21 protein-coding genes and 1 tRNA gene are annotated in these 23,372 nt (G+C 62.6%); 14 read left to right on the top strand and 8 right to left on the bottom strand.

The genetic code is table 11. The annotated features are described in order from the left end of the window. The first annotated feature begins 122 nt into the window (after positions 1-122). On the top strand, positions 123-980 hold the full coding sequence (locus H4684_RS04665) for a deoxyribonuclease IV (RefSeq protein WP_192622991.1): 858 nt from the start codon (positions 123-125) through the stop codon (positions 978-980). Positions 981-1,144: 164 nt separating this feature from the next. On the opposite strand, the gene H4684_RS04660 is transcribed toward H4684_RS04665, so the two are convergent. Both H4684_RS04660 and H4684_RS04655 read right to left on the bottom strand, forming a co-directional pair. Then, positions 1,145-2,197, bottom strand: coding sequence for a hybrid sensor histidine kinase/response regulator (locus tag H4684_RS04660; RefSeq protein WP_192622990.1), 1,053 nt, complete (start codon positions 2,195-2,197; stop codon positions 1,145-1,147). Between the two features lie 369 nt (positions 2,198-2,566). After that, a tRNA-Ala gene (locus H4684_RS04655) sits at positions 2,567-2,642 on the bottom strand. Between the two features lie 327 nt (positions 2,643-2,969). Between H4684_RS04655 and H4684_RS04650 the strand changes: the two genes are divergently transcribed. From H4684_RS04650 to H4684_RS04620, 7 genes are all read left to right on the top strand, one after another. After that, complete coding sequence (locus H4684_RS04650; protein WP_192622989.1) at positions 2,970-3,479, top strand: YceI family protein; 510 nt, start codon at positions 2,970-2,972, stop codon at positions 3,477-3,479. A 57-nt stretch (positions 3,480-3,536) separates the two neighbouring features. Next, positions 3,537-5,039, top strand: a complete 1,503-nt coding sequence (locus H4684_RS04645) for an ATP-binding cassette domain-containing protein (RefSeq protein WP_192622988.1) — start codon at positions 3,537-3,539, stop codon at positions 5,037-5,039. Then, positions 5,036-6,679 carry a glycosyltransferase gene (locus H4684_RS04640; protein ID WP_192622987.1) on the top strand — a complete coding sequence of 548 codons (1,644 nt, stop codon included), beginning with the start codon at positions 5,036-5,038 and terminating at the stop codon, positions 6,677-6,679. Before H4684_RS04645 ends, H4684_RS04640 begins: the two co-directional genes overlap by 4 nt. A gap of 13 nt (positions 6,680-6,692) precedes the next feature. Next, positions 6,693-8,294, top strand: a complete 1,602-nt coding sequence (locus tag H4684_RS04635; RefSeq protein ID WP_192622986.1) for a DNA repair protein RecN — start codon at positions 6,693-6,695, stop codon at positions 8,292-8,294. Continuing rightward, the gene (locus H4684_RS04630) at positions 8,291-9,067 is read left to right on the top strand and encodes an iron-sulfur cluster-binding protein (protein WP_092190490.1); all 777 of its coding nucleotides are present in this window, start codon (positions 8,291-8,293) and stop codon (positions 9,065-9,067) included. The genes H4684_RS04635 and H4684_RS04630 overlap by 4 nt, the downstream gene beginning before the upstream one ends. A gap of 2 nt (positions 9,068-9,069) precedes the next feature. Further along, on the top strand, positions 9,070-9,978 hold the full coding sequence (locus H4684_RS04625; protein WP_192622985.1) for a dihydroorotate dehydrogenase: 909 nt from the start codon (positions 9,070-9,072) through the stop codon (positions 9,976-9,978). Between the two features lie 203 nt (positions 9,979-10,181). Further along, positions 10,182-10,430 (top strand): hypothetical protein, encoded by a 249-nt coding sequence (locus H4684_RS04620; RefSeq protein WP_092190494.1) that lies wholly within the window; start codon positions 10,182-10,184, stop codon positions 10,428-10,430. Positions 10,431-10,493: 63 nt separating this feature from the next. On the opposite strand, the gene H4684_RS04615 is transcribed toward H4684_RS04620, so the two are convergent. From H4684_RS04615 to hisS, 6 genes are read right to left on the bottom strand one after another with little or no spacing between them, the layout of a single operon-like run. Then, entirely contained in the window at positions 10,494-11,771 is a 1,278-nt protein-coding gene (locus H4684_RS04615) for a transcription antitermination factor NusB (protein ID WP_192622984.1), read from the bottom strand. Continuing rightward, positions 11,768-12,574 (bottom strand): DUF116 domain-containing protein, encoded by an 807-nt coding sequence (locus H4684_RS04610; protein WP_092190498.1) that lies wholly within the window; start codon positions 12,572-12,574, stop codon positions 11,768-11,770. The genes H4684_RS04615 and H4684_RS04610 overlap by 4 nt, the downstream gene beginning before the upstream one ends. Positions 12,575-12,578: 4 nt before the next feature. Beyond that, on the bottom strand, positions 12,579-13,583 hold the full coding sequence (fmt, locus tag H4684_RS04605; protein ID WP_092190500.1) for a methionyl-tRNA formyltransferase: 1,005 nt from the start codon (positions 13,581-13,583) through the stop codon (positions 12,579-12,581). Next, positions 13,556-14,068 carry a peptide deformylase gene (def, locus tag H4684_RS04600; protein WP_092190502.1) on the bottom strand — a complete coding sequence of 171 codons (513 nt, stop codon included), beginning with the start codon at positions 14,066-14,068 and terminating at the stop codon, positions 13,556-13,558. Before def ends, fmt begins: the two co-directional genes overlap by 28 nt. A gap of 5 nt (positions 14,069-14,073) precedes the next feature. Next, complete coding sequence (gene aspS, locus H4684_RS04595; RefSeq protein ID WP_092190504.1) at positions 14,074-15,870, bottom strand: aspartate--tRNA ligase; 1,797 nt, start codon at positions 15,868-15,870, stop codon at positions 14,074-14,076. A gap of 50 nt (positions 15,871-15,920) precedes the next feature. After that, the gene (gene hisS, locus H4684_RS04590; RefSeq protein ID WP_092372927.1) at positions 15,921-17,174 is read right to left on the bottom strand and encodes a histidine--tRNA ligase; all 1,254 of its coding nucleotides are present in this window, start codon (positions 17,172-17,174) and stop codon (positions 15,921-15,923) included. Between the two features lie 147 nt (positions 17,175-17,321). Between hisS and H4684_RS04585 the strand changes: the two genes are divergently transcribed. From H4684_RS04585 to glmS, 6 genes are read left to right on the top strand one after another with little or no spacing between them, the layout of a single operon-like run. After that, a complete protein-coding gene (locus H4684_RS04585) occupies positions 17,322-18,026 on the top strand; it encodes a molybdopterin-guanine dinucleotide biosynthesis protein MobB (protein WP_092190508.1) in 705 nt (234 codons plus the stop codon). Positions 18,027-18,054: 28 nt separating this feature from the next. Then, on the top strand, positions 18,055-19,845 hold the full coding sequence (locus H4684_RS04580) for a chloride channel protein (protein WP_192622983.1): 1,791 nt from the start codon (positions 18,055-18,057) through the stop codon (positions 19,843-19,845). A 2-nt stretch (positions 19,846-19,847) separates the two neighbouring features. Beyond that, entirely contained in the window at positions 19,848-20,072 is a 225-nt protein-coding gene (locus H4684_RS04575; RefSeq protein ID WP_092190892.1) for a MoaD/ThiS family protein, read from the top strand. Beyond that, on the top strand, positions 20,069-20,908 hold the full coding sequence (locus tag H4684_RS04570; protein ID WP_192622982.1) for a HesA/MoeB/ThiF family protein: 840 nt from the start codon (positions 20,069-20,071) through the stop codon (positions 20,906-20,908). Before H4684_RS04575 ends, H4684_RS04570 begins: the two co-directional genes overlap by 4 nt. A 16-nt stretch (positions 20,909-20,924) precedes the next feature. Beyond that, positions 20,925-21,551: an RdgB/HAM1 family non-canonical purine NTP pyrophosphatase gene (gene rdgB / locus H4684_RS04565; protein ID WP_092190512.1), complete on the top strand. Its 627-nt coding sequence runs from the start codon at positions 20,925-20,927 to the stop codon at positions 21,549-21,551. A gap of 2 nt (positions 21,552-21,553) precedes the next feature. Next, positions 21,554-23,371 carry a glutamine--fructose-6-phosphate transaminase (isomerizing) gene (gene glmS / locus H4684_RS04560; RefSeq protein WP_192622981.1) on the top strand — a complete coding sequence of 606 codons (1,818 nt, stop codon included), beginning with the start codon at positions 21,554-21,556 and terminating at the stop codon, positions 23,369-23,371. Position 23,372: the final 1 nt, after the last annotated feature.

Genomic DNA, 23,372 nt, shown 5'->3' with positions numbered 1-23,372 from the left:
AAGAAATGATTGGCAGGAGAGTCGTCCTTTGGGGCGGCTTTCCTGTTTTTTGGGATTCTCTGCTCCGTTCGGCACGTCTTTATGGGCTGGGCCTGGGGCGTCATTTAAAAAAAGGACACGTGATGCTGAATATCGGATGTCATCTTTCCTCTTCCAAGGGCTTTTTGGCCATGGGGCGCACGGCCATCGAAATTGGTGCGAGCGCGTTCCAGTTCTTCACGCGCAATCCGCGCGGCGGGAAGGCCAAGGATATCGACCCGGCGGATGTAGCCGCGTTCAGGGCGCTGGCCGTGGAGCATGGACTTGGCCCCTTCCTGGCTCACGCGCCGTACACGCTGAATCCGTGCTCGGCCGACGCCAAGGTCAGGAACTTTGCCCTGGAGACGATGCGGGACGATCTGGTGCGCATGGAGCATCTTCCCGGAAACATGTACAATTTTCATCCAGGAAGCCATGTGGGGCAGGGCGTGGACGAGGGGATACGGCTCATCGCGGCGCAACTGGACGCCGTGCTCACGATGCAGACGATGACCTTGGTCCTGCTTGAAACCATGTCCGGCAAAGGCAGCGAGGTCGGGAGTACTTTCGAGGAGTTGCGGGAAATCATGGACCGTGCGCGGATGCCGGAAAAGATCGGGGTCTGTCTGGACACATGCCATGTTCATGACGCGGGATACGATATCGTAGGAGACCTGGACAGCGTGCTGGCCGAATTCGATCGAGTCGTCGGCCTTGAAAATCTGCACGCAATTCATCTGAACGACAGCCTGAATCCCAGGGGCAGCCGCAAGGATCGTCACGCCCGGATCGGCGAGGGGCATATCGGGCTGGCGGCATTTAGGCGCATCGTCAATCATGCGCGCTTGCGGCATCTGCCGTTTTATCTGGAAACGCCGAACGAACTGCCGGGATACGCCGAAGAAATCAGACTGTTGCGTGGGATGCAGCAAGAATGGCCCGCTGGCCAGGCCGTGACGTAAAAAGCGCTTTGAGCATTTGCTTCGGGAACGGGGCCTGCCCTGAATGACGGGATCGAAGCGTGTTTGAACCCGCGCATGTCCAGGAGCGGGATTTTACCGGCGTCCCGTTCGCGGACCGTGCCTTCCGAGGCCGAAGAAGGGCGATGGTTTTTATCGGCGATGCATCATGCGGGCAGGAAGATGCTGATCACGACCTTGCCGTCCTTGCTGCTCACGATGGCGTCCCCGCCGTGCGTCCTTGCGATAAGCCGAGCGGAATATGTCCTGAGCCCGGTTCCGCTTTTTTTGTCGCATGCGTATTTTTCGAAGAAGATATCCCGAAGTTCCAGGGGCGCTCCTGTCTTGCAGGTGATGTCGATCCGAATCAAGCTCGATGATTTGGATTCAATGGACACCAGAACGGAGTCCTCTTGCGGGGAAGCCTCCACGGCCCAATCGACGATGTTCCAGATCAAGGAGTGGCAGAGCAGTTCCTCGCCCATGAAATGAACTGGGGCGGGGGTGTCGGCGCCGTTGACGATTAGTTGCAGCCTTATGCCGCGCGTCCGGGCGGCATCTTCGAGGGCCGAGAGGACCTTGCGTGCCTCGGCGGTCAGGTCGATTTTCGCGGGAGCCAGGGTGTAGGCTTCCTGCTCCATCTTGAAGAGCGCGGAGGAGAGATTGGTCATGGCCAGTAGCGAGCGCCCGGCGTCCTCGATGCGTTGCAGCATGTCGCGCAGTCCGTTGGAAAGATTTTCGTCCGAGAGCATGCGCTGCGGCAGGTCAATGACCGTGGTCAGGGGAGAGTTGAGGTCATGCCGCGTGATTTGCTCCACATCTGCCTTGAACCGGGCAGCTTCGCGCAGGGCGAGGTGATTTTTGACCCTGGCCCTGACCACCGCGCTGCTGAAGGGCTTGGTGATGAAGTCGGCGGCACCGAGGTCAAATCCCCGGGATTCGGTGGCCATGTCGGAGAGGGTGGTTACGAAGATGATCGGAATGTCGGAAGTTGCCGCATCGCCCTTGAGCTTCGCGCAAACTCCAAAACCGTCCAGTCCGGGCATCATGATGTCGAGCAGAATGAGGTCGGGGGGATTGGCGGCGACACTTTCCAGGGCCGCGAAGCCATCGGGTGCCGTGCTGACATCATATGTGTCGCCGAGAAATTCCACCAGAATGTCGATGTTCACTTCAGTGTCGTCGACAATCAGGATTTTGGAACGTTTCTTTCCGGTCATTGGTTATCTATCCATAAGGCCCTACAGGCCTGGGTGGCGGAAGAATTGTGTCACATGTCGAAAGAAAGCATTGAACCGTTCAATGTTCGACAATGCCTGATAACTGTTCATAAAACAATTGGATGCTGTTGGCGCATGCGGGTTGCGTGCTTACAAAACAACATGTGAATACGGCAAGATGTGTCACGCTCGGACTCGCCAATACATTTTTCTTACAAAAAAAAGCAAACCGTGCGTCACCTCTTGGCGTACCATATAGTTTTGACCCGCTGGGAGGATCAGCGGAAGCCAAAACAAAAAAGCCGTCATTTCTGACAGCTTCGTTGTTTGCGGCATTCAAGTAAACGTAATGTTTTTTAAGCGTTTAAGTGGTGGAGCTACGCGGGATCGAACCGCGGACCTCTTGAATGCCATTCAAGCGCTCTCCCAGCTGAGCTACAGCCCCACAACGCGAAGCCGCCTTTTGATACATTCGCCATCGGCTGTCAATAGGAAAAATTGTCATACGCTCAAGTATGGCGCAAAAGGTTCGTCCCTGATAGGGGGGCCTGACAAATCCGGCCTTGAGAGCTTTCCAGATCGACGTGGTTCGAAGGAGCCAGGCGGCCGGGGCGGGCTTTTTTCCGATGTCGGAAACCGGCCTGTCGCAACCTTAGCGGAGATTTTTTTGATGCGATTTTTTTTGAAGATGGTTTTATTCACTGGTTTTTGCATTTTGGGGCCCGGAGTGCTCCTGGCGGCCGAAAAGGCTCCCGGGCAATGGGATATCGATATGGAGCATTCTTCCGTGGGTTTCCGGATTCGTCATATCGTGGGCTATGTGCCCGGCGTCTTCAGTCGGTTTTCCGGCCAGGTCGAGTATGATGCAGCCGCGCCCGAGAAAAGCCAGTTCTATTTTTTGATCGACAGTTCAAGCGTTCATACCGGCGTACCCGCTCGTGACGATCATCTGCGCAGCCCGGATTTTCTGGACGTGGAAAAGTCGCCCCGGATGATTTTCGCTTCCAGAAAAGTGGTCCTCGAAGAAGGCGGCGTCCTCGCCGTCACCGGAGACCTGACCATCCGCGACGTGACCGCCGAGGTCAGGGTTCCGCTGCGGGTGCTCGGCATCGCACCTCATCCCTTCACGGACAAGATGCCCGGCACCAGGGTGCTCGGCCTGCATGCCGCGTTTTCCATAAACCGCCTGGATTTCCACGTGGGCTCCGAGGAATGGACCCGGATGGGTGTCATGGGCGAAACCATTGATCTGACTATCGACATGGAGCTGCTGCAACGCTAGTACTGTCCTCCGGTCCGGGGCCCACTCCCGGTCAACTTGCCCGCAGCCAGAGGAAGCATGGACAGTCTTGAGATTCATCTTCGGCACGTCGATGTGGATTTGGGCACAGCCCGCATCCTGCACGACCTGAACCTGACCCTTGGTGGTCGTGAACATTTCGCCGTTCTCGGCGACAACGGGGCGGGCAAGACTACCTTGCTGCGCCTGCTGGTCGGCGAGCTGTGGCCTTCGCAGCGAAGCTCCGGCCAGCGCATCTACCGCCTTTTCGGGGAAGAATCGTCGTCGCCCATCGGCGTGCGTCCGCATGTGCGCCTGGTCACGCCTTCCATGGCGGATTGGTACCTGCGCCACGACCTGCGCGTGCCGGTCTGGGAAATCATCTGCGCCGGGCTGCACAACACCCCCTTTCTCTATCACGAACCTGCCGAGGCCGAACGCGAAAAGGCGCGCGCCCTGGGTCTTGAAATGGGTTTGGGGCTGGTCCTGGATCGTCCCATGCGGGCGGTATCCACGGGTCAGGCCAAACGCGCGCTTCTGGCCCGGGCGCTCATCGCCTCTCCAAAACTGCTCGCTGTCGATGAACTGACCCAGGGGCTGGACCGGCAAGGGCAGCTGAAGCTGCTCGACGCGCTGAACCGCATCGCGGCCACGGGCCGCACCCGCCTCCTGGTCAGTGGTCACGGCCTGCTGCCGGTGCCCGAAGAGGTCCGGGGACGGATATATCTTGAGCACGGACGTCTGGTGGATCGACCAGCGCAGGTACGACCCGGCACCCTGGAACTGCCCCAGGGGCAGGCCGCCTCGGCCCGCTCGGGTGCCGTGGTCGAGCTTGAATCCTGCACCGTGGTCATGGAAGGCCGCGCTGCCGTGGACAACCTGAGCTGGACGGTCAACAGCGGTGAATGCTGGGGCGTGCTCGGGCACAATGGCGGGGGCAAATCGACTCTGCTGCAGCTTGTCACCGGATATCGACGGCCCTGGCCGGGAGGCGAGGCGAGGTGGTTCGGACGTTCGGGGCTCACGCGCATGGCGCAGATCCGGGGCCGCATAGGCATTCTGGCTCCCTGGATCGGGGAGCGCATCGAGCCCAAAGCCACCTGCCGCGACGTGCTGCTTTCGGGCCGGTGCGACGGATTGGGCGTGCATCGCGGCCTTTCCGAGACGCAAGTCAGCCAGACGCGGGAGCTGGCCCGGGCCTGGGGCATGGAGGACTGGCTGGACCGGCCACTGGGTTCGCTTTCCTACGGTCAGGCGCGGCAGGTCATGCTGGGTCGCGCCGTTGTGCATGGTCCGGAACTCTTGGTCCTGGACGAACCTTTTTCCGGCCTCGACGCCTCCTGGCAGGCGCGCATGGTCGAACTGCTTCGGCACTGGGCCGACCAGGGGCGCACCCTGGTGCTGGCCACCCACTCTCCGGAGTACATGGACGAGCTGCTGACCCACGGACTCATCCTCGACCAGGGACGGCTCGTGGCCGCCACGGAATGGTCCGCATTGCGGCAGACTCCCGCCTTTGCCGCTCTTTTCGAAAGCGCGGAGCGGCTGGCAGGCGGATCATGAACATTGTCTGTCTGGATTCGAGCCTGGGCACGGCTCTGGCCGACCTCGGACACACCGTGAAGGACCTGCGTCCGGGGGCGGGCATCGTGCGCCTTGCCCCGCTTCTGGGGGATTTTGTTCCCGACCTCTTGATCCAGCAGGAAGCCCTTGGCCCCCGGACCCTCGTCGTCGATCTCGACGCTTTTTCCTGCCCCAAGGTTTTCTGGTCCATAGACACGCATTTGAACAGTTTCTGGCATCAGTATTACGCCCGCCTTTTCGACCTCTTCTGCACAACCCAGAAGCATTGGCAGGCCTGGTTCCGGGAGCGGGGCACGGCCCGGACCCTGTGGCTGCCCTGGTATGGATCGCAGCGCGCCCTTGCGCCCTGGGACGAGCGGCGCAGGGGGTTGGGGTTTGTAGGCCGGGTCACCCCGGAGAGGCCGGTCCGGGGATGGTTTCTGGACTGGCTCAAGGAGTTGGGGCCGCTTGAGGCGCGGGCGGATTTGGGCTTTGCGTCCATGCTCGATTTTTATGACCGCAGCCGGATCGTGCCTAACGAATCCATTTTCGGGGAGATCAATTTCCGCCTGTTCGAAGCGGCTTCCTGCGGATGCGCCCTGATCAATCCGGCGACGCCCGGCCTTGAGGAACTGTTCGTCCCGGACGAGGAGGTGGCCGTGTATCGCGATGGCGCGGAGCTTGCCGCCTGGGCCCGGCGGCTGGGTTCGGAGGATCTGCTGGCCCGCAGCATGGGCCTGCGCGCCCGTGAGCGGGTCAGGCGCGAGCATCTGCCAGAGCATCGCGCCACGACGCTGCTGGACGCGGCCAAAGATATCGGCGGCCGGTCGGCGGCCGGGGGGGTCGAAGCGCGGGTGGCCTGGTGGCTGACGCTGTATCATCTCTGGGAGGCCGGGCGGCTGGACATGGATGCAAACGCTCTTGCGGCGGGGCTTTCGGCCCTGCCCCTGACGGAAGAGATTCTGGCCGTATTGCTGCGGCTGCAGGCCCGGCTCGGCCGGGACGAGTTCATGCGCCTGGCCGTGCCGGTGGCGGAGAAAGGGCAGTACGAGTCCTCGCCAGAAGTCAATCTGGCGGGCGGCATGGGGGCGCTCCGGTTTGAGGATGTGCGCCTGTCGCGTCTTTTTTTTCTGCGGCACAGGCGTCACTGCGCGCCTTCGTCCCCGGACCCGGGGAGCACGCCGCTTTTGATTTGCCTTGCCTGGGCCAGGGAGCTACAACGTTGCAGGCAGGTTTTCAGGCCCGGATTCGTGTTCAACCCCAAGAAGCACCTGCCGGCATCAAGCCTGGAATGTCTGGTGCTGGCCAGCGAATTCGAGCCACAAAACACGGACGTGTACCGGGAGATGGCCCGAATCCTCGCCCGCGACAGCGGATGGGACGGCCTGCGGCTCAAGGCCCTGTCCTATCTCTCATTGCGCGAACGCACGAACTGGCGGCTGACATTGGAACTCGGGGCCACCAATTGCCGTGCCTTTCGCGTGCGGCAGGGCCTCGAAGAACTGCTGGCGGCCAGGGACGAAGCCCTGCGCCAGGGGCAGGAAGATCGCTTTTGGCGACGGCTTGAGGCCCATGACGAATCCGGACGGATCCGGGACCTGCTGCGCCCCGCGATCGTTCCGGGAACGCACGCAACCTAAGCACAAGGCGGATATGCTCGAAACACTGCGCATTCGGAATCTGGCCCTCATCGACGATGTCGAGCTTGAATTTTGTCCGGGACTGAACGTGCTCACGGGCGAATCCGGCGCGGGCAAGTCTTTCATCCTTCGCGCCCTGGATTTCATCCTCGGCGAGCGCATCGCCGCCGACCTGGTCCGCCCCGGCCGTGAAAAGGCCCTGGTCGAGGCCGTGTTCCACCTTGAAGGCGAGGAGCTTTTCCTGCGCCGCGAACTCTCCGCCAAGACCGGCCGCAGCCGCCTCTTCATCAACGACGACCTGGGTTCCCAGGAGCGCCTGGCCGAGCTTCGTCCCCGCCTCCTGATGCACACCAGCCAGCACGGTCAGCAACGTCTGCTTTCGCCGGAACATCATGTCGAGATCCTGGATGCGTTCCTGGCGGATCCGCAAATCCTTGTCTCCCAGCGCGAGGCCCGCGAAGCATTGCAGGCCATCCTGGCGCGCAAGGCCGAGGTGCAGCGGCGCATGGCCGGGCTGCTGGAGCGGCGCGAATTTCTGGAATTTCAACTGGCCGAGATACGCAAGGTGGACCCCCGCCCCGGCGAGGAAGATGAGCTGCTGCGCCTGCGTGACGCTTCCCGCAGGGCCGAGAAGACCCATGCGCTGGCCGATGAAGCCCAGGGCCTGCTGCTGGGCGAGAACGGCCTGCAGGACGCGCTGACGTCTCTGGAACGGGCCCTGGCCGGGCTGGGCGAGGCGGACGAGGGATTTGGCGAGCATGCCAGGGAGGTCGGGCGTTTTCGTGATGGCATGTCCGACATGGTGCGCGACCTGCGCGCCCTCGGTTCGGACCGGAACGCGGATTTCGATGCCGAAAAAGTGGAGAAGCGCCTGTGGGAGCTGCAACAGCTGCAGCGCAAGCTCAAGCGATCCCTGGATTCCATCGTGGCGCTTGGCGAGGAGATCGAGGAGAATCTGTCCTTCCTGGACGAAAGCGGCCTTGCCTTGCAACGCCTGGAAAAGGACGAGGTCCAGGCGGCGAAGGCCCTGGGGCTGGCCACGGCGGCGCTGAATTCCGCGCGGGAGGCGGCCTCCGTTGATCTGACAGCGGGGCTCAAGAGCGAGCTCGTCAATCTGGGATTTTCGGAGCATTTGCGGGTGCTGGTCGATTTTCGGACCCTGACCATCCATGCGGGGATTGACGAACTCAGGCCCCGGTTTTTATGGGTGCCCAACCCCGGTCTCGATGCCCAGCCCCTTGATCGTATCGCCTCGGGGGGCGAGCTGTCCCGTTTTCTGCTGGCCGTGGTCAGCCTGCGCGCCAGGGCTCAGCTCCCGGCCCTGCTTTTCGACGAAGTCGATTCGGGTATAGGTGGGCAGACCCTGATCAAGGTCGCCGAGCGCATCCGCCTTTTGTCCGCACGCCAGCAGGTCATCCTGATCACCCACTGGCCGCAGCTGGCCCGGCTGGCCGACGAACATTTCGCCATCCGCAAGGAAGTTCACGATGGCGTGACCTACACCTTGTGCGCAAGCCTCTCCCCCGCCGAGCGTCAGGCCGAACTGGCCCGCATGGTGGGCGAGGTTCCACCCGTCACCCATGACCCAGGACAAGAGTCCGGGAATTTCATATGATCGACAGTCAAACACCATGCCGGGATCTGGAGGTTCTGTCCTGCCGTCCCGGAAGCGACCCTTCCCTCATCGACCTTGTGCTTTCCGCGCCCGGCTGGACATGCAAGCCCGGACAGTTCGTCATGATCCGCCCCGCGCATTGGGGCGTGGAGCTGGTCTGGCCCCGTCCCTTTTCCGTCTGCGACGTGTCCGACAAGGGCTTGCGCATCATTTTCCAGACCGTGGGACGCGGCACGCGCAAGCTCGCCGAGCTTGAGCCCGGACAGAAAGTCACGGTCTGGGGCCCGCTTGGACGCTGGTTCCGCATCGACGAGGCTCGTCCCAACCTGATTCTGGCCGGAGGAGTGGGCATCGCCCCCTTTGTCATGCTCGCCCGGCGCGAACGTACGGACAATCTGTCCATGCTCTTCGGACATCGCCTCGACCTTGAACATTATCCGTACGACGAGATAGCGGCCCGCATCAAAAGCGAGGCCATGCAGCAGAAAACCCCGGCCGACATCGCCCAGTTCGAGACGGTGCTCTCGGAGCGCATCAAGGCTCTGGCCGGTGTGGGGCAGGTGCTGGCCTGCGGGCCGGAGCCCATGCTCAAGGTCGTGCGCAAGTACTGTCTTCTGCACGGCACGGACGGCCAGGTTTCCCTTGAAAATCGCATGGGTTGCGGTGTGGGGGCATGCCTTGGCTGCGTCTGCAAGACCACGGCCGGGGACTACGTGCAAAGCTGCGTGCATGGTCCCGTCTTCGACGTGCGCGACATCGAGCTGGGGGTATAGTCATGGACCAGAAAATACAGCTTGGACCCCTGACCCTCAAGAATCCGGTCATCACCGCGTCCGGCACCTTTGGGTACGGCCTTGAGTTCATGCGTTACGGCGACCTGTCCGCCATAGGCGCGATCTGCCTCAAGGGCATCTCCCTGGCTCCGCGCGCGGGCAACCCCATGCCGCGCATAGCCGAAACCCCGTGCGGCATGCTCAATGCCATCGGCCTGCAGAACGTGGGCGTGGAAAAGTTCCTGAAGGAGAAGCTGCCCTACATTCCCGCCGGGGCGACGCTCATCGCCAACCTCTACGCCCAGACTCCCGAGGACTTCGGCGAGCTGGCCGGCATTTTTTCGACCGAGGACAAGATCGCGGCCCTTGAGGTCAACATCTCATGTCCCAACGTGCGCGAGGGCGGCGTCCAGTTCGGCCAGGACCCGCACATGGCGGCGGCTGTCGTCGGCGCGGTCAAGAAACGGTCCGGAACCAAGCCGGTCATCGTCAAGCTCAGCCCCAACGTGACCGATGTGCGGGTCATCGCCAAGGCCGCCGTGGACGCAGGGGCGGACATGCTCTCGCTCATCAACACCCTCTCGGGCATGTCCGTGGACATCCGTACCCGCAGAAGCCGCCTGGCCAACGTGGTCGGTGGACTGTCCGGCCCGGCCATCAAGCCCGTGGCCCTGCGCATGGTCCATCAGGTGGCGCAGGCCGTGAATGTACCGATCATCGGCATGGGCGGAATCACCAGTGCCGAGGATGTGCTGGAATTCATCCTGGTCGGCGCGCATGCGGTGCAGATCGGCACCTACAATTTCATGCGTCCCGACAACGCCTTTCGCCTGGTTGAAGAGGTGCGGGTGCTGGCCGAGTCGCTGGGGATAGAGTCATGGGATGACTATCGGGGGACGCTTCAGGTTTGAGCGGTTGCAGAGGAGTACTCAGAGAAATGCATGGATTCCCGCCTTCGCGGGAATGACATGGGTGACCTGCGTTACGTCAGCCGCTTGCCCATCTGCGGGAAAAGGCATGACCGCATATCGTGACGTCATCCCCGCGAAGGCGGGGATCCATGCCTTACTGAGCGCGTCGCCCGTTAACGAGGCATCACCCAAGGAGGGAAGGGATGATCAAGAGATTCTGCGACATCTGCAGTGTGGAGATCAAGGGCCTCAAGGATGGAATCTACGAGGAACGCTACACGCTGGTCGTTGAGGACCCGGCCAATCTGACCCGCCTCGGCGGGCAGCTCGGCAAGATGAATCCGGTCATCGAGATGAAGCTCCAGAATAGCAACAATACCGATATCTGCCGAGAATGTCTGGAAAAGATTCTGGTCAAGGAGTTCCATCGGCGGGCCAGAAAGCCGGAGTAGCATGGCGGAGAGGTCTTTTTGTCCGCGTCTTTTGCCTGAGCGAAGATGCGGGGGCGGCCTTTTTTAGCTTTTACGCAGGACCGCGCCGTAGAAAAATTCACCCAATCCTTCCGCAGGATCGCTTGTGGATTGCCGCAGGCAGGAGAAAGAGGGATGGTCGCGGGTGAACCGTTCGATCTGCTTCTCGTTTTCTTCCGGATTGAGCGTACATGTCACATAGGCCAGACATCCTCCCGATGTGAGAATATCGGCCGCTGCCCGGAGAATTTCTCCCTGCAGGGCGACCAAGCCCGCGCAATCGGCCGCTGTACGCTTCCATTTGATGTCGGGCCGCCGGGAGATAACGCCAAGGCCCGAGCAGGGCACATCAAGAAATACGGTGCGGGGCATCTGCCGCAGGGGATAGGGGCCTTGCCCCTGGGCCCGGAATGCCGGGATGTCAAAGCCGAGCCGCGCGCCTTCTGCCTTTAGCTGCCTCAGACGAAAGACATTGACATCCGACGCCCAGACGCTTTTGCCCCGTTCGGCCACCAGATACGTCTTGCCGCCGCGACCGGCGCAGGCGTCGAGCACGGGGGACGGCCAATGGTCAACGCCGAGGAAGTCCATGATTTTTTGTGCGGCAAGGCTCTGACGTGTCGCCGCCCCTTCGCTCACTGCCTGTTGCAGGAATTCCGGCCACTGCGTCACGGCAAATCCCCAATTCGAGGAATCCAGTTTCAGAGGCTGCAGATTGTTTCGCAGCTCTTCCGCCCGGGCGTGCCCGCGGTTGATTCTGACTCCCAGCGGCGGCGCGCCGAGTGTCGCCTGCAGGAAGGCCTGGGTCCGCTCCTTGCCGTAGCTGTTCAGCCACATGCGCACCAGCCACTTGGGGCAGGAGTACCAGGCGGAAAGGAACTGGTCGTGACCGGCGGTCTTGGTCTGGTAATAATCCTCGAAGCGCACGGCCAGCCCAAGGCGCAGCAGGCTTCGCAGCACGCCGTTGGCCACCTTGCCCATGGTCTGGTCCAGTCGTTCGCGCACCAGGGTCACCGCCCAGTCCAGGGTGGCGTAATCGGGGATGCGGCTCAGGAAAAGGAGCTCGTATATGGCCACGCCGAGAATGCGCTTCATGATGGGGGAGGTCTGGACCGGGTTCTTGAGCAACTGGGAGAGAAGAAAATCTATGCGTCCGCGCATGCGCAGATAGCCGTAGGCCAGTTCCGTGGCCAGTCCCTTGTCCTGTGGGGTCGCGGGCGACGCGGACAGCACGTCGTCCACGGCGGCCTGCAGATCCTGGTTGTTGTCCAGGGTGCGGCGCAGGATGTCCATGACCAGGCGGCGGGCCGAAGGCGTGCTCATGCCAGGAACTCCTTGATGGCCCACTCGACCTTGTCCAGGGCGACGTCGGTATCCAGGCAGGGGCCGAAGGGGCGGGAGTTCAGGATGCCGTAGACGGGCAGCGGGTGGGTGTCCTGGATGCCGCTGGCCAGGTCGCGCTCGCAGGCCACGGCGATGATGAGCTTGGGCCGGTGCTGGACCACGATGCGCCGGGCGATGGTTCCGCCCGTGGCCACGGCCAGCTTGATGCCGTATTTGTCACGCAGGTTCAGCAGGCCCGCCAGGGCGCATTCGCCGCAGCGTTTGCAGTTGTCGATGTCGTAGGTCAGCCGGTACTTGCAGCGGCTGTTCTGGATGCAGTGGGGCATGAGCAGCAGAAGCCTGTCGGCGGGGTAGCGGTGCCCCTCGCCCCGGACCAGCTCGTTGTTGACCTTGATGAAGGAGGCCCGCACCGTCTGTTTGGGGATGCCCACCGCGCGTCCCAGCAGGGTCATGAGCGGCAGGAAGAGCTTGACCGTGATGCCGCGCAGGCGCTTGGCGAAGAGCACGGGGCGGCCTAGCAGGATGTTCAGGACCAAGGCCAGGGCCGCCCAGCCGATAGCCAGGATCAGGGCGACGGTGATGAAGCCGAAAACCCAGGGTGCGGCGGGATGGATGGTGGTCAGCCCGACAAAGGGGATGAACCAGACCATGGCCAAAAAGAGGCAGATCAGCACCGAAGAGCCGGTGATCAGACCGATGAAGACACGCTTGCGGGTCTGAAAGGAATCCCGGATCTCCTGTTCCAATGGGCTTCTTGTTTTGGCGCTCCTGGGACTGGCCATGGAATTATTCGCCCGGGCAGGCAGGTTCGGGTTTGAGCAGATGGTCGCCGGAGCAGCGACTCAAATAGCCGCAGTAGAACTCCCGGCCCCGCAGGGGCTTGCTGTTCGCGGGCTTGATGACCGGTACCGCATACAGGCGGTCGGCGCAGGCGATGAGCACGCTGTCGTCGGCCACGCCGTGGATTTCACCAGGGTGCACGCCTTCGGGCAGTGGGTCGCCGATGGTTCCCGGATGCACGGTCAGGCGCAGGGTCTTGCCGGGCATGCCGTCCCAGTCGAACCAGGACCCGGGCCAGGGGAAAAGGCCGCGGATGCGGTTGTGCACGTCCAGCACCGGCCGGTTCCAGTCGATGCGCCCCTCTTCCTTGGAAAGCTTCGCGGCATAGGTGGCCCGGGCGTGGTCCTGGGGGATGCGCACGAGGCGTCCCTGATCCATTTTTTCCAGGGCGTCGACCAGAAGCTTGCCGCCCATCTCGGCCAGCTCGTCGTGCAGGGACTGGGCCGTGTCCATGATGCCGATGGCGCGGCTGCGCTGCAGCAGGATGTCGCCGGTGTCGAGGCCCGCCTCCATCTGCATGATGGTGATGCCCGTCACGGGCTTTCCGTCCATGATGGCGCGCTGAATGGGGGCCGCGCCCCGGTACTCGGGCAGCAGGGAGGCGTGTACGTTGATGGCCCCGAGCTTCGGGATCTCAAGCACCGTGCGGGGCAGGATCAGGCCGTAGGCCGCCACGAGCAGAAGGTCGGGCTCAAGGGCCGCCAACTGATCCACGTCCGCCTGCTCCTTGAAGTTCAGCGGTTGGAATACGGGGAGCCGCGACTCCATGGCCAGCAGCTTGACGGGCGGGGGCGTGCAGATCTGTCCCCGGCCGCAGGGGCGGTCGGGCTGACAGTAGACTCCAACGACGTCGCAGCCGCCCCAGTCAAGGAGATGTTTCAGGGACGCGGCCGCGAAATCCGGCGTGCCCATGAACACCACTTTCAGTCTTCGTTTTTCTCTTTCAGCCATTTTTTGAGCTTTCTTTCATACAGGGTGCGTTTCAATTTGCTGATCTTGTCGATGAACAGGACGCCATCGAGGTGATCCACTTCGTGTTGCAGGCAAATGGCCATGAGGTCGTCCGCATCCATCTCCACCGGGTTGCCGTCCAGGTCAGTGGCGGAAAGGTGCAGGCGTTCGGCGCGCTTCACCGTGGTGCGGTAGCCGACGACGGACAGGCATCCTTCCTCGGATTCCACCGTGCCCTCAAGGTTGGAGAGAACGGGGTTGACGAAGACCAGCGGGTCTTCGCGCTTGTCCGGGCCGCTAAGGTCCACGGTGATGAGGCGGATGCTCTCCGCCACTTGCGGGGCCGCCAGCCCGATGCCTTTGTCATTGTACATGATTTCAAGCATCTCGGCGGCCAGGGCGCGTATTTCGTCCGTGATCTCCGTCACCGGCGCGGCCTTTTTGGCCAGCACCGGATGGGGATAGGTAATGATCGATCTCGACATGATGTTTACTCTTTGGGCTTTTCTCGCAGGCGCAGGCCCAGGTCGCGCAACTGTGTGTTTTCGACCGCCGACGGGGCCTCGGTCATGAGGCAGGTCGCCTTTTGGGTCTTGGGGAAGGCGATGACGTCGCGGATGGACTTGGCTCCGGTCAGGAGCATGATCAGACGGTCCAGGCCAAAGGCGATGCCGCCGTGGGGCGGGGCGCCGAAGACCAGGGCGTCGAGCAGAAATCCGAATTTGGCCTGGGCTTCCTCGGCATCTATCCCGAGCGCGGCAAACATCTGCTGCTGAGTCTCGGGATTGTGGATGCGGATGGAGCCGCCGCCGACCTCGGTGCCGTTGAGCACGAGATCATAGGCCCGGGCGACCGCCGACCCTGGATCGGAGGCCAGTGCGTCCATGTCCTTGGGGGCGGTGAAGGGATGATGCATGGCCACCCAGCGCTTTGCCTCGGGGTCCCATTCCAAAAGCGGGAAATCCGTGACCCACAGGGGCGCAAACGTTCCCTCGGGGATGAGCCCGAAGCGCTCGCCGAGCCTGAGGCGCAGGTTGCCGAGGGCGCTGTTGACCATGTCCGGGGCGCCCGCCTGGAAGAAGACGATGTCGCCAGGCTTGAGATTCAGGGCCTCGGTAAGTCCGGCCCGTTCGGCATCGCTCAGGAACTTGGCGATGGGGGACTGCCAGCCGTCCTCCTTGATCTTGATCCAGGCCAGGCCCTGGGCGCCGTAAATCTTGACGAATTCGGTGTAGTCGTCGATCTCCTTGCGCGAAAGCTCCGCGCCGCCGGAGACGGGCAGGGCTTTTATCAGGGCGGCCGTGGCGAAGAGCTTGAACTCGGAGCCGCGCACGATTTCGGTCACGTCGGTGAGCTTCAGGTCAAAGCGGATGTCCGGCTTGTCCACGCCGTATTCGGCCATGGCCTGCTCGTACTTCATGCGCGGGATGGGCAGGGCGAGCTCCTGGCCCAGGGACTCGCGCAGCACGCGGGCGATCATGCCCTCGGCCATGCCCATGACCTGCTCTTCGTCCACGAAGGACATCTCGATGTCGATCTGGGTGAACTCGGGCTGGCGGTCGGCGCGCAGGTCCTCGTCGCGAAAGCATTTGACGATCTGGAAATAGCGGTCCATCCCGCCGCACATCAGGAGCTGCTTGAAGAGCTGGGGCGACTGGGGCAGCGCATAGAACTGGCCCTGATTGACGCGGCTCGGCACCAGAAAGTCGCGCGCGCCCTCGGGGGTGGACTTGGTCAGGACCGGGGTCTCGATTTCAAGGAAGCCGAGCTCGTCCAGATAGCGGCGCACCGACTGGGAGACGCGGCTTCTGAGGATGAGGTTGTCGGCCATGGTCTTGCGGCGCAGGTCCAGAAAGCGGTATTTGAGGCGCAGGTTCTCGGACACGTCCACGCGGTCCTCGATGGGGAAGGGCGGGGTCTTGGCCGTGTTCAGGAGCTTGAACTCCGTGACGTAGACTTCGATGGCGCCCGTGGCCAGCTTGGAATTGACCATGTCATCGGGACGCGCACGGACCACGCCCTTGATGGCCAGCACGAATTCCGTGCGCAGCACGTGGGCGCGGGCGTGGGCCTCGGGAGCGACTTCGGGGGAGAAGACGACCTGGGTCAGGCCGTGGCGGTCGCGCAGGTCGATGAAAATCAGCCCGCCGTGGTCACGGCGATACTGCACCCAGCCCATGAGGCAGGTTTCCCGGCCCAGCTCTTCCGGTCCGAGATCCGCACAGGTGTGGGTTCTGCGCCAGCCGCCGAGGGAGTCCATCCCGAGTTCCGTGTTTCTGTCATCCATATATGTTCCTCGCTTGGGTACGATAAGCTGCAAAATGTGTGTGTAAAGCCCTAGGGCTTGCGAAAACCCAGGGCCTGCTCCAGATCATCCTGGCCGATATTCTTCTGCACGCCCGTGGCCATGTCCTTGACCACGATCTGTCCCTTTTCCATTTCATCCTGACCAAGGATGAGGCACGTCTTGACGCCGAGCTTGTTGGCCTGGCGCATCTGGGCCTTGATACTGCGCGCCTCGAAGGATACCTCTCCGGCGAAGCCCCGCTCGCGCATGCGCTGGGCCAGAAGCAGGGCCGTGTTCAGGGCGCGGGAGTCGAGCACCGCCAGATAGAAATCCGGGGCCGGGATCTGGGCCTGACCGTAGAGCAGGGCCAGGCGCTCCATGCCGCACGCGAATCCGATGCCCGGCAGGTCGGGGCCGCCGAGCTGCTTGATCAGGCCGTCGTAGCGGCCTCCGCCGGCCACGGCGGTCTGGGCGCCGATCTCTCCGGAGACGACCTCGAAGGTGGTGCGCTGGTAGTAGTCCAGACCCCGCACAAGGCGTTCGTTCAGGCGGTAGGGCAGAGCGGCGCTGTCCAGGATGTCGCGCACCTGGGCGAAATGTTCGTCGCATCCGGGGCACAGGGAGTCGGCGATGCTGGGGGCGCCTTCGACCAGCTCCTTGCAGGCCGGGACCTTGCAGTCCAGGACGCGCAGGGGGTTGGTTTCACTGCGGCGTTTGCAGTCCTCGCACAGCTTGGACTGGTCCACTCCGGCCAAAAAGTCCCGCAGGCGCTGGTGGAAGACCGGCCGGCACTCGGGGCAGCCCAGGGAGTTGAGCTCCAGGGAAAGATTTTTCAGGCCCAGCTTGCACAGGAAGGTCCAGAGCATGAGCACGACCTCGGCGTCGGCCTGGGGGGCGTCCGTGCCCAAAACCTCGACGTCGAGCTGATGGAACTGGCGCAGACGGCCTTTTTGCGGGCGTTCGTAACGGAACATGGGGCCGCAGGCAAAAAGCTTGGTCGTGCCTTCGGATCCGCACTGGCCCGACTCGATGAAGGCGCGCAGCACTCCGGCCGTGGCTTCTGGGCGCATGGTCAGGGAGCGTCCCTTGCGGTCGGCGAAGGTATACATTTCCTTTTGTACGACATCGGTTTCTTCGCCGATGGAGCGGGCGAAAAGCTCTGTTTTCTCCAGGATGGGCACGCGCACTTCCTGGCAACCGTATGTGGCGAAAACCTGGCGGGCCAGGTTTTCCATCAGGGTGTGGACCGTGCTCTCCGGGCAGAAGAGGTCAGAAAAGCCTTTAATTTTCTGAATTTTAGACATAGAAAATATCTGTCCTTGACGAATGGGATGGGGGATGCGCGCCTTGAGCCAGGCTCCGTTTACGGTGGGGCGGGACTTGCGGCGATGCGCATGGGAAAATTGAATTGGTTAATTGATGAACGAAGGATTGTCAAAGACGGAGGAGCAATGTTCAAGGCTGTTTCAGTGGTGGGTTTCAAGAAATCAGGCAAGACCACTCTTGTGCTCGACCTTGCCCGTGAATTGACGGCGCGGGGGCACAGGGTGGCTGCGGTCAAGTTCTCCCATCACGGGCTGGACCTCGAGGGCACGGATACGTCCCGTTTTGCGCAGGAATGCGTCAGCGTTGCAGGCATCGGCCCCAAGACCACGGCCTTGCTGTGGAATTCGGCGCGGCAACTGCAAGACATCTTGCCTTTGCTGGATGCGGACATCGTGCTGGTCGAGGGCGGCAAGTCCCTGACCTGGCTGCCCCGGATCGTGGCCCTTGGCTCCGGGGAAGACGAGTCCATGCTGGACAACGGCCTGGCCCTGGCTTCCTGGGGAACCGGAGCATTGCCCGGAGTGCGCAAGGCCGACTCCGTGGCGGACCTGGCCACGCTGGCCGACAGCCGGGCCTTTTCCCTGCCCGGGCTTGATTGCGGAGCATGCGGCAGGGAGTCCTGCCTGGCGCTGGCGCGGGAAATCGTGGCCGGCAAGGCCGACGCGGATTTCTGCGTGGCCATGCATGCCAAGCTCTGTATCCGGATCGGAGGCAAACGCCTGGCGCTGAATCCCTTTCTGGACAGGCTGGTCACGGGAACGATTCGCGGACTTTTGACCGAGCTCAAGGGCAATGTGCCTGGGCAGAAGGTTGAAATCATCCTGGAATAAACCCGCGAACAAATGGCGAGGAGAATTCATGCGCAAAGACCCGGCTGAATACGACCGGATCATGGCCATGGGCAGGTGGCTCCTGAATTTTGTGCTCATCGGCGTGGTCAGCGGCCTGGGGGCGGTACTTTTTCATTTGCTGTGCGAAGGCGGCAATTTTCTGTTCATGGACATGCTGGCCGGATACCATCCGCCCGCACCGGCCGGTGAGCGGCATCTGCTGCCCAGCACGGGGAACGAGTTCAACAGGTACATGCTCCTCGTGCTTCCGGCTCTGGGCGGCCTGGTCAGCGGCTGGCTGGTGTACACGTTCGCGCCGGAAGCCGAAGGCCACGGCACGGACGGCGCCATCGACGCCTACCACCGCAAGGCGGGGCACATTCGAGGGCGTGTGCCCATCATCAAGACCCTGGCTTCGGCCATAACCCTGACCTCCGGCGGGTCGGGGGGACGCGAAGGCCCCATCGCGCAGATCGGGGCCGGTTTCGGATCCTTCCTGGCCACGCGGCTGAAACTTTCGGACCGGGACCGGCGGATCATGTTGGCCGCGGGCATGGCCGCCGGGGTGGGCAGCATTTTCAGGGCCCCCCTGGCCGGGGCGCTGTTCGCGGCCGAGGTGCTGTATCGCGATCCTGAAATAGAGGGGGACGTGATCATCCCTGCCGGTCTGTCCTCGGTGGTGGCGTACTGCATCTTCTGCATGTTCTTCGGTTGGGGGAATCTTTTCAGGGCGCCGCATATGGAGTTCTCGAATCCCCTGGCGCTGGGGCCATATACGGTTCTGGCCGTTGTTCTGGCCGGCGTGGGCTGGCTTTACGTGACCAGCTTCCATCGCATCACCGCTTTTTTCAGATCGTTGCGCATGCCCCGGCACCTGCGCCCCGCCCTCGGGGGGCTTGCCGTCGGCGTGATCGGCTTCTGGCTGCCCCAGACCCTGGGTTTCGGATACGGTTTCGTGCAGATGGCCCTGGACGGCGACGCGTCGTTGTGGTTGCTGGGGACGGTCTGTTTCGGCAAGATCCTGACCACTTCGCTGACCATCGGCTCCGGCGGTTCCGGCGGCGTGTTCGGTCCTTCCGTGGTGATCGGCGGCGCCGCCGGTGCGCTGGTCGGAATTTTCTTCCATCATTACATGCCCTCGGTGGTTCCGCAGCCCGCGGCATTCGTGCTGGTGGGCATGGCCGGATTTTTCACCGGAGTATCCAACACGCCCATTTCGACCATCATCTTCATCAGCGAGATGAGCAATTCCTATCAATTGCTGTTGCCGAGCCTGCTGGTCTGTTCCCTGACCTACCTTCTGTCCAAGCGCTGGACCATCTACACCTCGCAGGTGGACGGGCCTGTCGATTCTCCCGCGCATGCCGGGACGCTCTTCGTCGATGTGCTGCAGAAGCTTAAAGTCGAGGAATTGCAGGACCGCCTTACTCCGCCCTGTCTCATTCCGCATAACATGACCCTGGCCCGCTTCAAGGAACGTTTTTGCTCCACCAAGGAACATTATTTTCCCGTGGTGAACGGCGACGAGCGCATGATCGGGATCTTCTCCGTCAACGATGTGCGCGAGTTTCTTTTTGAACCGGGCCTTGACTCCCTGGTGGTCATGTCGGAATTGGGTACCAGGGACGTCATATCCACCACACTTGGCGAGGACCTCAATTCCGTTCTTTCCAAGGTGACGGTGAAGAATATTGACTCCATACCAGTGGTTCGGGATGATGACCCAGATATTGTGCTGGGCATGCTCAGCAGGAGAACCATCATCGACTTTTACAACAGGCGTCTGGCCAAGCTTCGCCAGCGCAAGGAAAAGGGGTGACCATGCAGATACGGATCAAATGTTTCGCGACGCTCAGCGACCATACTCCGCAAGGCGGCAGCCTGCAGTTGCCCGAGGGCGCGACGGTGATGGACGCCATGACCCTGGTCGGGCTCAAGGAGACGGATGTGAAGCTGATCTTCGTCAACAGCAAGAGCGCGGGGCTCGATACCGTGCTGGCCGATGACGATCAGTTGGGCATATTTCCGGCGGTGGGCGGGGGATGAGCGACTCGTTCGCGCGCGGCCTTGAGCGGGTAAGCGGCCATGACGCCCAGCGTAGGGTGCGCACCGTTTCGCTGGCGGAGCTTGGCGCGTTGTGTGAACGCGAGGGCATGACTCCGGCCCAGGGAGGGCGGCAGGCTCTGGCGCATGACGTCACGCCCCTGCCGTTGCTCAAGAGCAGGCATGGCATCAGCCTGTCCGAACAGGCCGCGCTCATGGACTCGACCGTGCTGTTGGTCGGGGCCGGAGGGCTGGGCGGTTATGTGCTGGAACTGCTGGCCCGGTTTGGCGTGGGGCACATAGTCGTTGCAGACGGCGATGTTTTCGAGGAGAGCAATCTCAATAGGCAATTGCTCTCCAGCGTGGCGGATCTGGGCCGCAACAAGGCCAGGGTCGCGGCGGAGCGGGTGGCGCGCATTGCCCCCTTGGTGGAAGTGCGGGCGCTTGAGATGTTTCTGGACCGGAGCAATCTGCCCCTGGCCCTGCAAGGGGTCGGGGTGGTCGTCGATGCGCTGGGCGGGATAGAGCCGCGCATCGCCCTGCACGATGTGGCGCTGGGTCTTGGAATTCCGGTCGTGGCCGCCGCCGTGGCCGGCTGGACGGTGGTGGTGGGCAGCGAGACTGAAGCGCGCCGGGGCATCTCACGAATGTGGTCCGATCCCGGCGCTTCGGACGCGGAGCACACCCTGGGCAGCCTGGCCCCGGCGGTTTCGCTGGCAGCGGCGCTCATGGCGGCCGAGACCTCCCGCTATCTGCTCAAGGGCGAGCTTCGGTTAGCCGGGCGCATGCTGCACGCCGATCTGGCTTCCTTTTCTTTTGAAATCTATGATCTTGAATAAGATACGAGACAATGAGATGAATACAATTGTTTTGGCAACGAGCAACGCGGGAAAAATCCGTGAATTGGGGGCCATGCTGGCCGAGCAGGTGCCTGATATCCGGGTTCTTGGACTGTCCGATTTTCCCATGATCAAGGACATCCCCGAGACAGGAGTGACTTTCGAGGAAAACGCGCGCATCAAGGCCGTGGCCGTGGCCCAGGCAACGGGGCTGGTGGCCGTGGCCGACGACTCCGGCCTGGCCGTGGACGCTCTTGGCGGTGCTCCGGGTGTCTATTCCGCCCGTTACAGCGGTGAGGGCGCCACGGACGAAAAGAACGTGGTCAAGTTGCTTGACGCCCTGGCTGATGTGCCGGATGCCGAACGGGGCTGTCATTTCGCCTGCGTCATGCTGGCGGTCACCCCCGGCGGAGAGGAGTTGATCGGCCGGGGAGCCTGGCAGGGCCGGGTGACCAGAGCGCCCTCGGGCAGCGGCGGCTTCGGGTATGACCCTGTATTTTTCGACGAGACCTTGGGTGTGACGGCGGCACAAATGGAAGCGCAGGTCAAGAATGCGCGCAGTCATCGCGGCCTTGCCCTGCGGGATCTGCTGCGCGGCTGGCCTGAATTCTGGAAAAAAGCTCAGCTGGAACTGGAGAAATAATCATGTGCGGAATCATCGGATACACGGGGCATCGTCCGGCCATTCCGGCCATTGTCGAAGGACTGCGGCGCCTGGAATACAGGGGTTATGATTCGGCCGGGGTGGCTTACGAAGAGCCGCAGGGGCTGCGTGTCATCCGCGCCGAAGGCAAGCTCGGGGCCCTGGACCAGAAGATCGCGGGGCTGGACACGGCGTCTTCCGTCTGCGGCATTGGGCATACCCGCTGGGCCACCCACGGACTGCCCGTGGAGCGCAACGCCCATCCGCACATGGATGGGGACTGCCGGTTCGCCCTGGTCCATAACGGGATCATCGAGAACTACGCCGAACTCAAGGCCGAGCTCATGGCCGAGGGGAATGTCTTTCATTCCGAAACGGACACCGAGGTGCTGGTGCACGTCATCGCCAAGGGCGTGGATCTGACCGGCGACGTGCGCCGCGGCATCTCCTGGGCGCTTTCCCGGATCGACGGGGCCTACGCCTTCGCCCTGCTCTCGCGCGAACATCCCGGAAAGATCTGGGCCAGCCGCAAGGCCAGCCCGCTGCTGATGGGCATCGGAACGGGCGAGAATTTCCTGGCTTCCGACATCCCGGCCTTCCTGCCGTACACCCGCGAGGTGGTTTTTCTGGACAACGGCGAGCTGGTGGAGATCGACGCGGGCTCATGGCAGGTCTTCGATTCCCTGACCCTTGAGCCCAAGGTCAAGGAAGTGAAGCACATCTCCTGGGATGTGCAGGCCGCCCAGAAGGACGGGTACAAGCATTTCATGCTCAAGGAGATCTTCGAGCAGCCCAAGGTCATCCGCGACTGCCTGACCGGACGCATTCAGAAGGGCCGGGTCGTGCTGCCCGAACTCGATGCGCTGGACATCCCCGGCCGCCTGACCATAGTGGCCTGCGGAACCTCGTATCATGCCGGGCTGTGGGCCAAGTATCTGCTTGAGTCCTGGGCCCGCATCCCCGTGCAGGTCGAGATCGCCTCGGAGTTCCGCTACCGCGACAGCGTCTTTCTGCCCGGCGACCTGGTCCTGACCATCAGCCAGTCCGGCGAAACCGCCGACACCCAGGCCGCCATCCGTATCGCTCGCGAGGCGGGCGCGCCCATCCTCGGCCTGTGCAACGTGGTCGGGTCCTCCATCGCGCGCGAGTCCGACTCGGTCGTGTACACCCAGGCCGGACCCGAGATCAGCGTGGCCTCGACCAAGGCCATGTGCAGCCAGATGGTCCTGCTGCTGCTCATGACCCTGTCCTGGGGCGTGCGCAAAGGCGTGTTGCAGGGTGACATCCTGGAGCGCTGCCTGCACGATCTGCCCCTGCTCCCCGACCAGCTGGAGGCGGAGCTGCCCACCATCCGCGAGAAGGCCAAGACCTTGAGCCAGGGTTACGCCGACGCCCGCAGCTTCTTTTTTCTGGGGCGCGGACTGAACTTTCCCCTGGCCCTCGAGGGTGCGCTGAAACTTAAAGAGATTTCCTACATTCACGCGGAAGGGTACGCCGCCGGCGAGATGAAGCATGGCCCCATCGCCCTCGTCGACCAGCATTTTCCGACCTTCGCCATGGCGCTGGGGGACGAATTGCTGCAAAAAGTAGCCTCGAATCTGCAGGAAGTGCAGGCCCGGGGCGGACGGATCATCGCCCTGGTCAACCCCGGGGCCGCGCCTGCCGTCGAGGACCCATGGGTCCTGCCCGACATGTGGGGGCCGCTGAAGAGTTTTCTGGTGCTGCCGGCAGTGCAGCTTTTCGCCTATGAAATGGCCGTCTACCTGGGCAAGGACGTGGACCAGCCCCGGAATTTGGCCAAATCCGTGACCGTGGAATAAG

Source organism: Desulfomicrobium macestii (genome assembly GCF_014873765.1).
In the GTDB taxonomy this organism is placed as follows: domain Bacteria; phylum Desulfobacterota; class Desulfovibrionia; order Desulfovibrionales; family Desulfomicrobiaceae; genus Desulfomicrobium; species Desulfomicrobium macestii.
The sequence above is the reverse complement of the archived record's forward strand: the minus strand, read 5'-3'. Positions and strand labels throughout refer to the sequence as shown.

What these genes read in the sequence shown, in the direction of transcription:
- H4684_RS04665 (WP_192622991.1), top strand. Translation starts at nt 123, where the DNA reads ATGCTGAATATCGGATGTCATCTTTCCTCTTCCAAGGGCTTTTTGGCC.
- H4684_RS04660 (WP_192622990.1), bottom strand. Translation starts at nt 2,197, where the DNA reads ATGACCGGAAAGAAACGTTCCAAAATCCTGATTGTCGACGACACTGAA.
- H4684_RS04650 (WP_192622989.1), top strand. Translation starts at nt 2,970, where the DNA reads ATGGAGCATTCTTCCGTGGGTTTCCGGATTCGTCATATCGTGGGCTAT.
- H4684_RS04645 (WP_192622988.1), top strand. Translation starts at nt 3,537, where the DNA reads ATGGACAGTCTTGAGATTCATCTTCGGCACGTCGATGTGGATTTGGGC.
- H4684_RS04640 (WP_192622987.1), top strand. Translation starts at nt 5,036, where the DNA reads ATGAACATTGTCTGTCTGGATTCGAGCCTGGGCACGGCTCTGGCCGAC.
- H4684_RS04635 (WP_192622986.1), top strand. Translation starts at nt 6,693, where the DNA reads ATGCTCGAAACACTGCGCATTCGGAATCTGGCCCTCATCGACGATGTC.
- H4684_RS04630 (WP_092190490.1), top strand. Translation starts at nt 8,291, where the DNA reads ATGATCGACAGTCAAACACCATGCCGGGATCTGGAGGTTCTGTCCTGC.
- H4684_RS04625 (WP_192622985.1), top strand. Translation starts at nt 9,070, where the DNA reads ATGGACCAGAAAATACAGCTTGGACCCCTGACCCTCAAGAATCCGGTC.
- H4684_RS04620 (WP_092190494.1), top strand. Translation starts at nt 10,182, where the DNA reads ATGATCAAGAGATTCTGCGACATCTGCAGTGTGGAGATCAAGGGCCTC.
- H4684_RS04615 (WP_192622984.1), bottom strand. Translation starts at nt 11,771, where the DNA reads ATGAGCACGCCTTCGGCCCGCCGCCTGGTCATGGACATCCTGCGCCGC.
- H4684_RS04610 (WP_092190498.1), bottom strand. Translation starts at nt 12,574, where the DNA reads ATGGCCAGTCCCAGGAGCGCCAAAACAAGAAGCCCATTGGAACAGGAG.
- fmt (WP_092190500.1), bottom strand. Translation starts at nt 13,583, where the DNA reads ATGGCTGAAAGAGAAAAACGAAGACTGAAAGTGGTGTTCATGGGCACG.
- def (WP_092190502.1), bottom strand. Translation starts at nt 14,068, where the DNA reads ATGTCGAGATCGATCATTACCTATCCCCATCCGGTGCTGGCCAAAAAG.
- aspS (WP_092190504.1), bottom strand. Translation starts at nt 15,870, where the DNA reads ATGGATGACAGAAACACGGAACTCGGGATGGACTCCCTCGGCGGCTGG.
- hisS (WP_092372927.1), bottom strand. Translation starts at nt 17,174, where the DNA reads ATGTCTAAAATTCAGAAAATTAAAGGCTTTTCTGACCTCTTCTGCCCG.
- H4684_RS04585 (WP_092190508.1), top strand. Translation starts at nt 17,322, where the DNA reads ATGTTCAAGGCTGTTTCAGTGGTGGGTTTCAAGAAATCAGGCAAGACC.
- H4684_RS04580 (WP_192622983.1), top strand. Translation starts at nt 18,055, where the DNA reads ATGCGCAAAGACCCGGCTGAATACGACCGGATCATGGCCATGGGCAGG.
- H4684_RS04575 (WP_092190892.1), top strand. Translation starts at nt 19,848, where the DNA reads ATGCAGATACGGATCAAATGTTTCGCGACGCTCAGCGACCATACTCCG.
- H4684_RS04570 (WP_192622982.1), top strand. Translation starts at nt 20,069, where the DNA reads ATGAGCGACTCGTTCGCGCGCGGCCTTGAGCGGGTAAGCGGCCATGAC.
- rdgB (WP_092190512.1), top strand. Translation starts at nt 20,925, where the DNA reads ATGAATACAATTGTTTTGGCAACGAGCAACGCGGGAAAAATCCGTGAA.
- glmS (WP_192622981.1), top strand. Translation starts at nt 21,554, where the DNA reads ATGTGCGGAATCATCGGATACACGGGGCATCGTCCGGCCATTCCGGCC.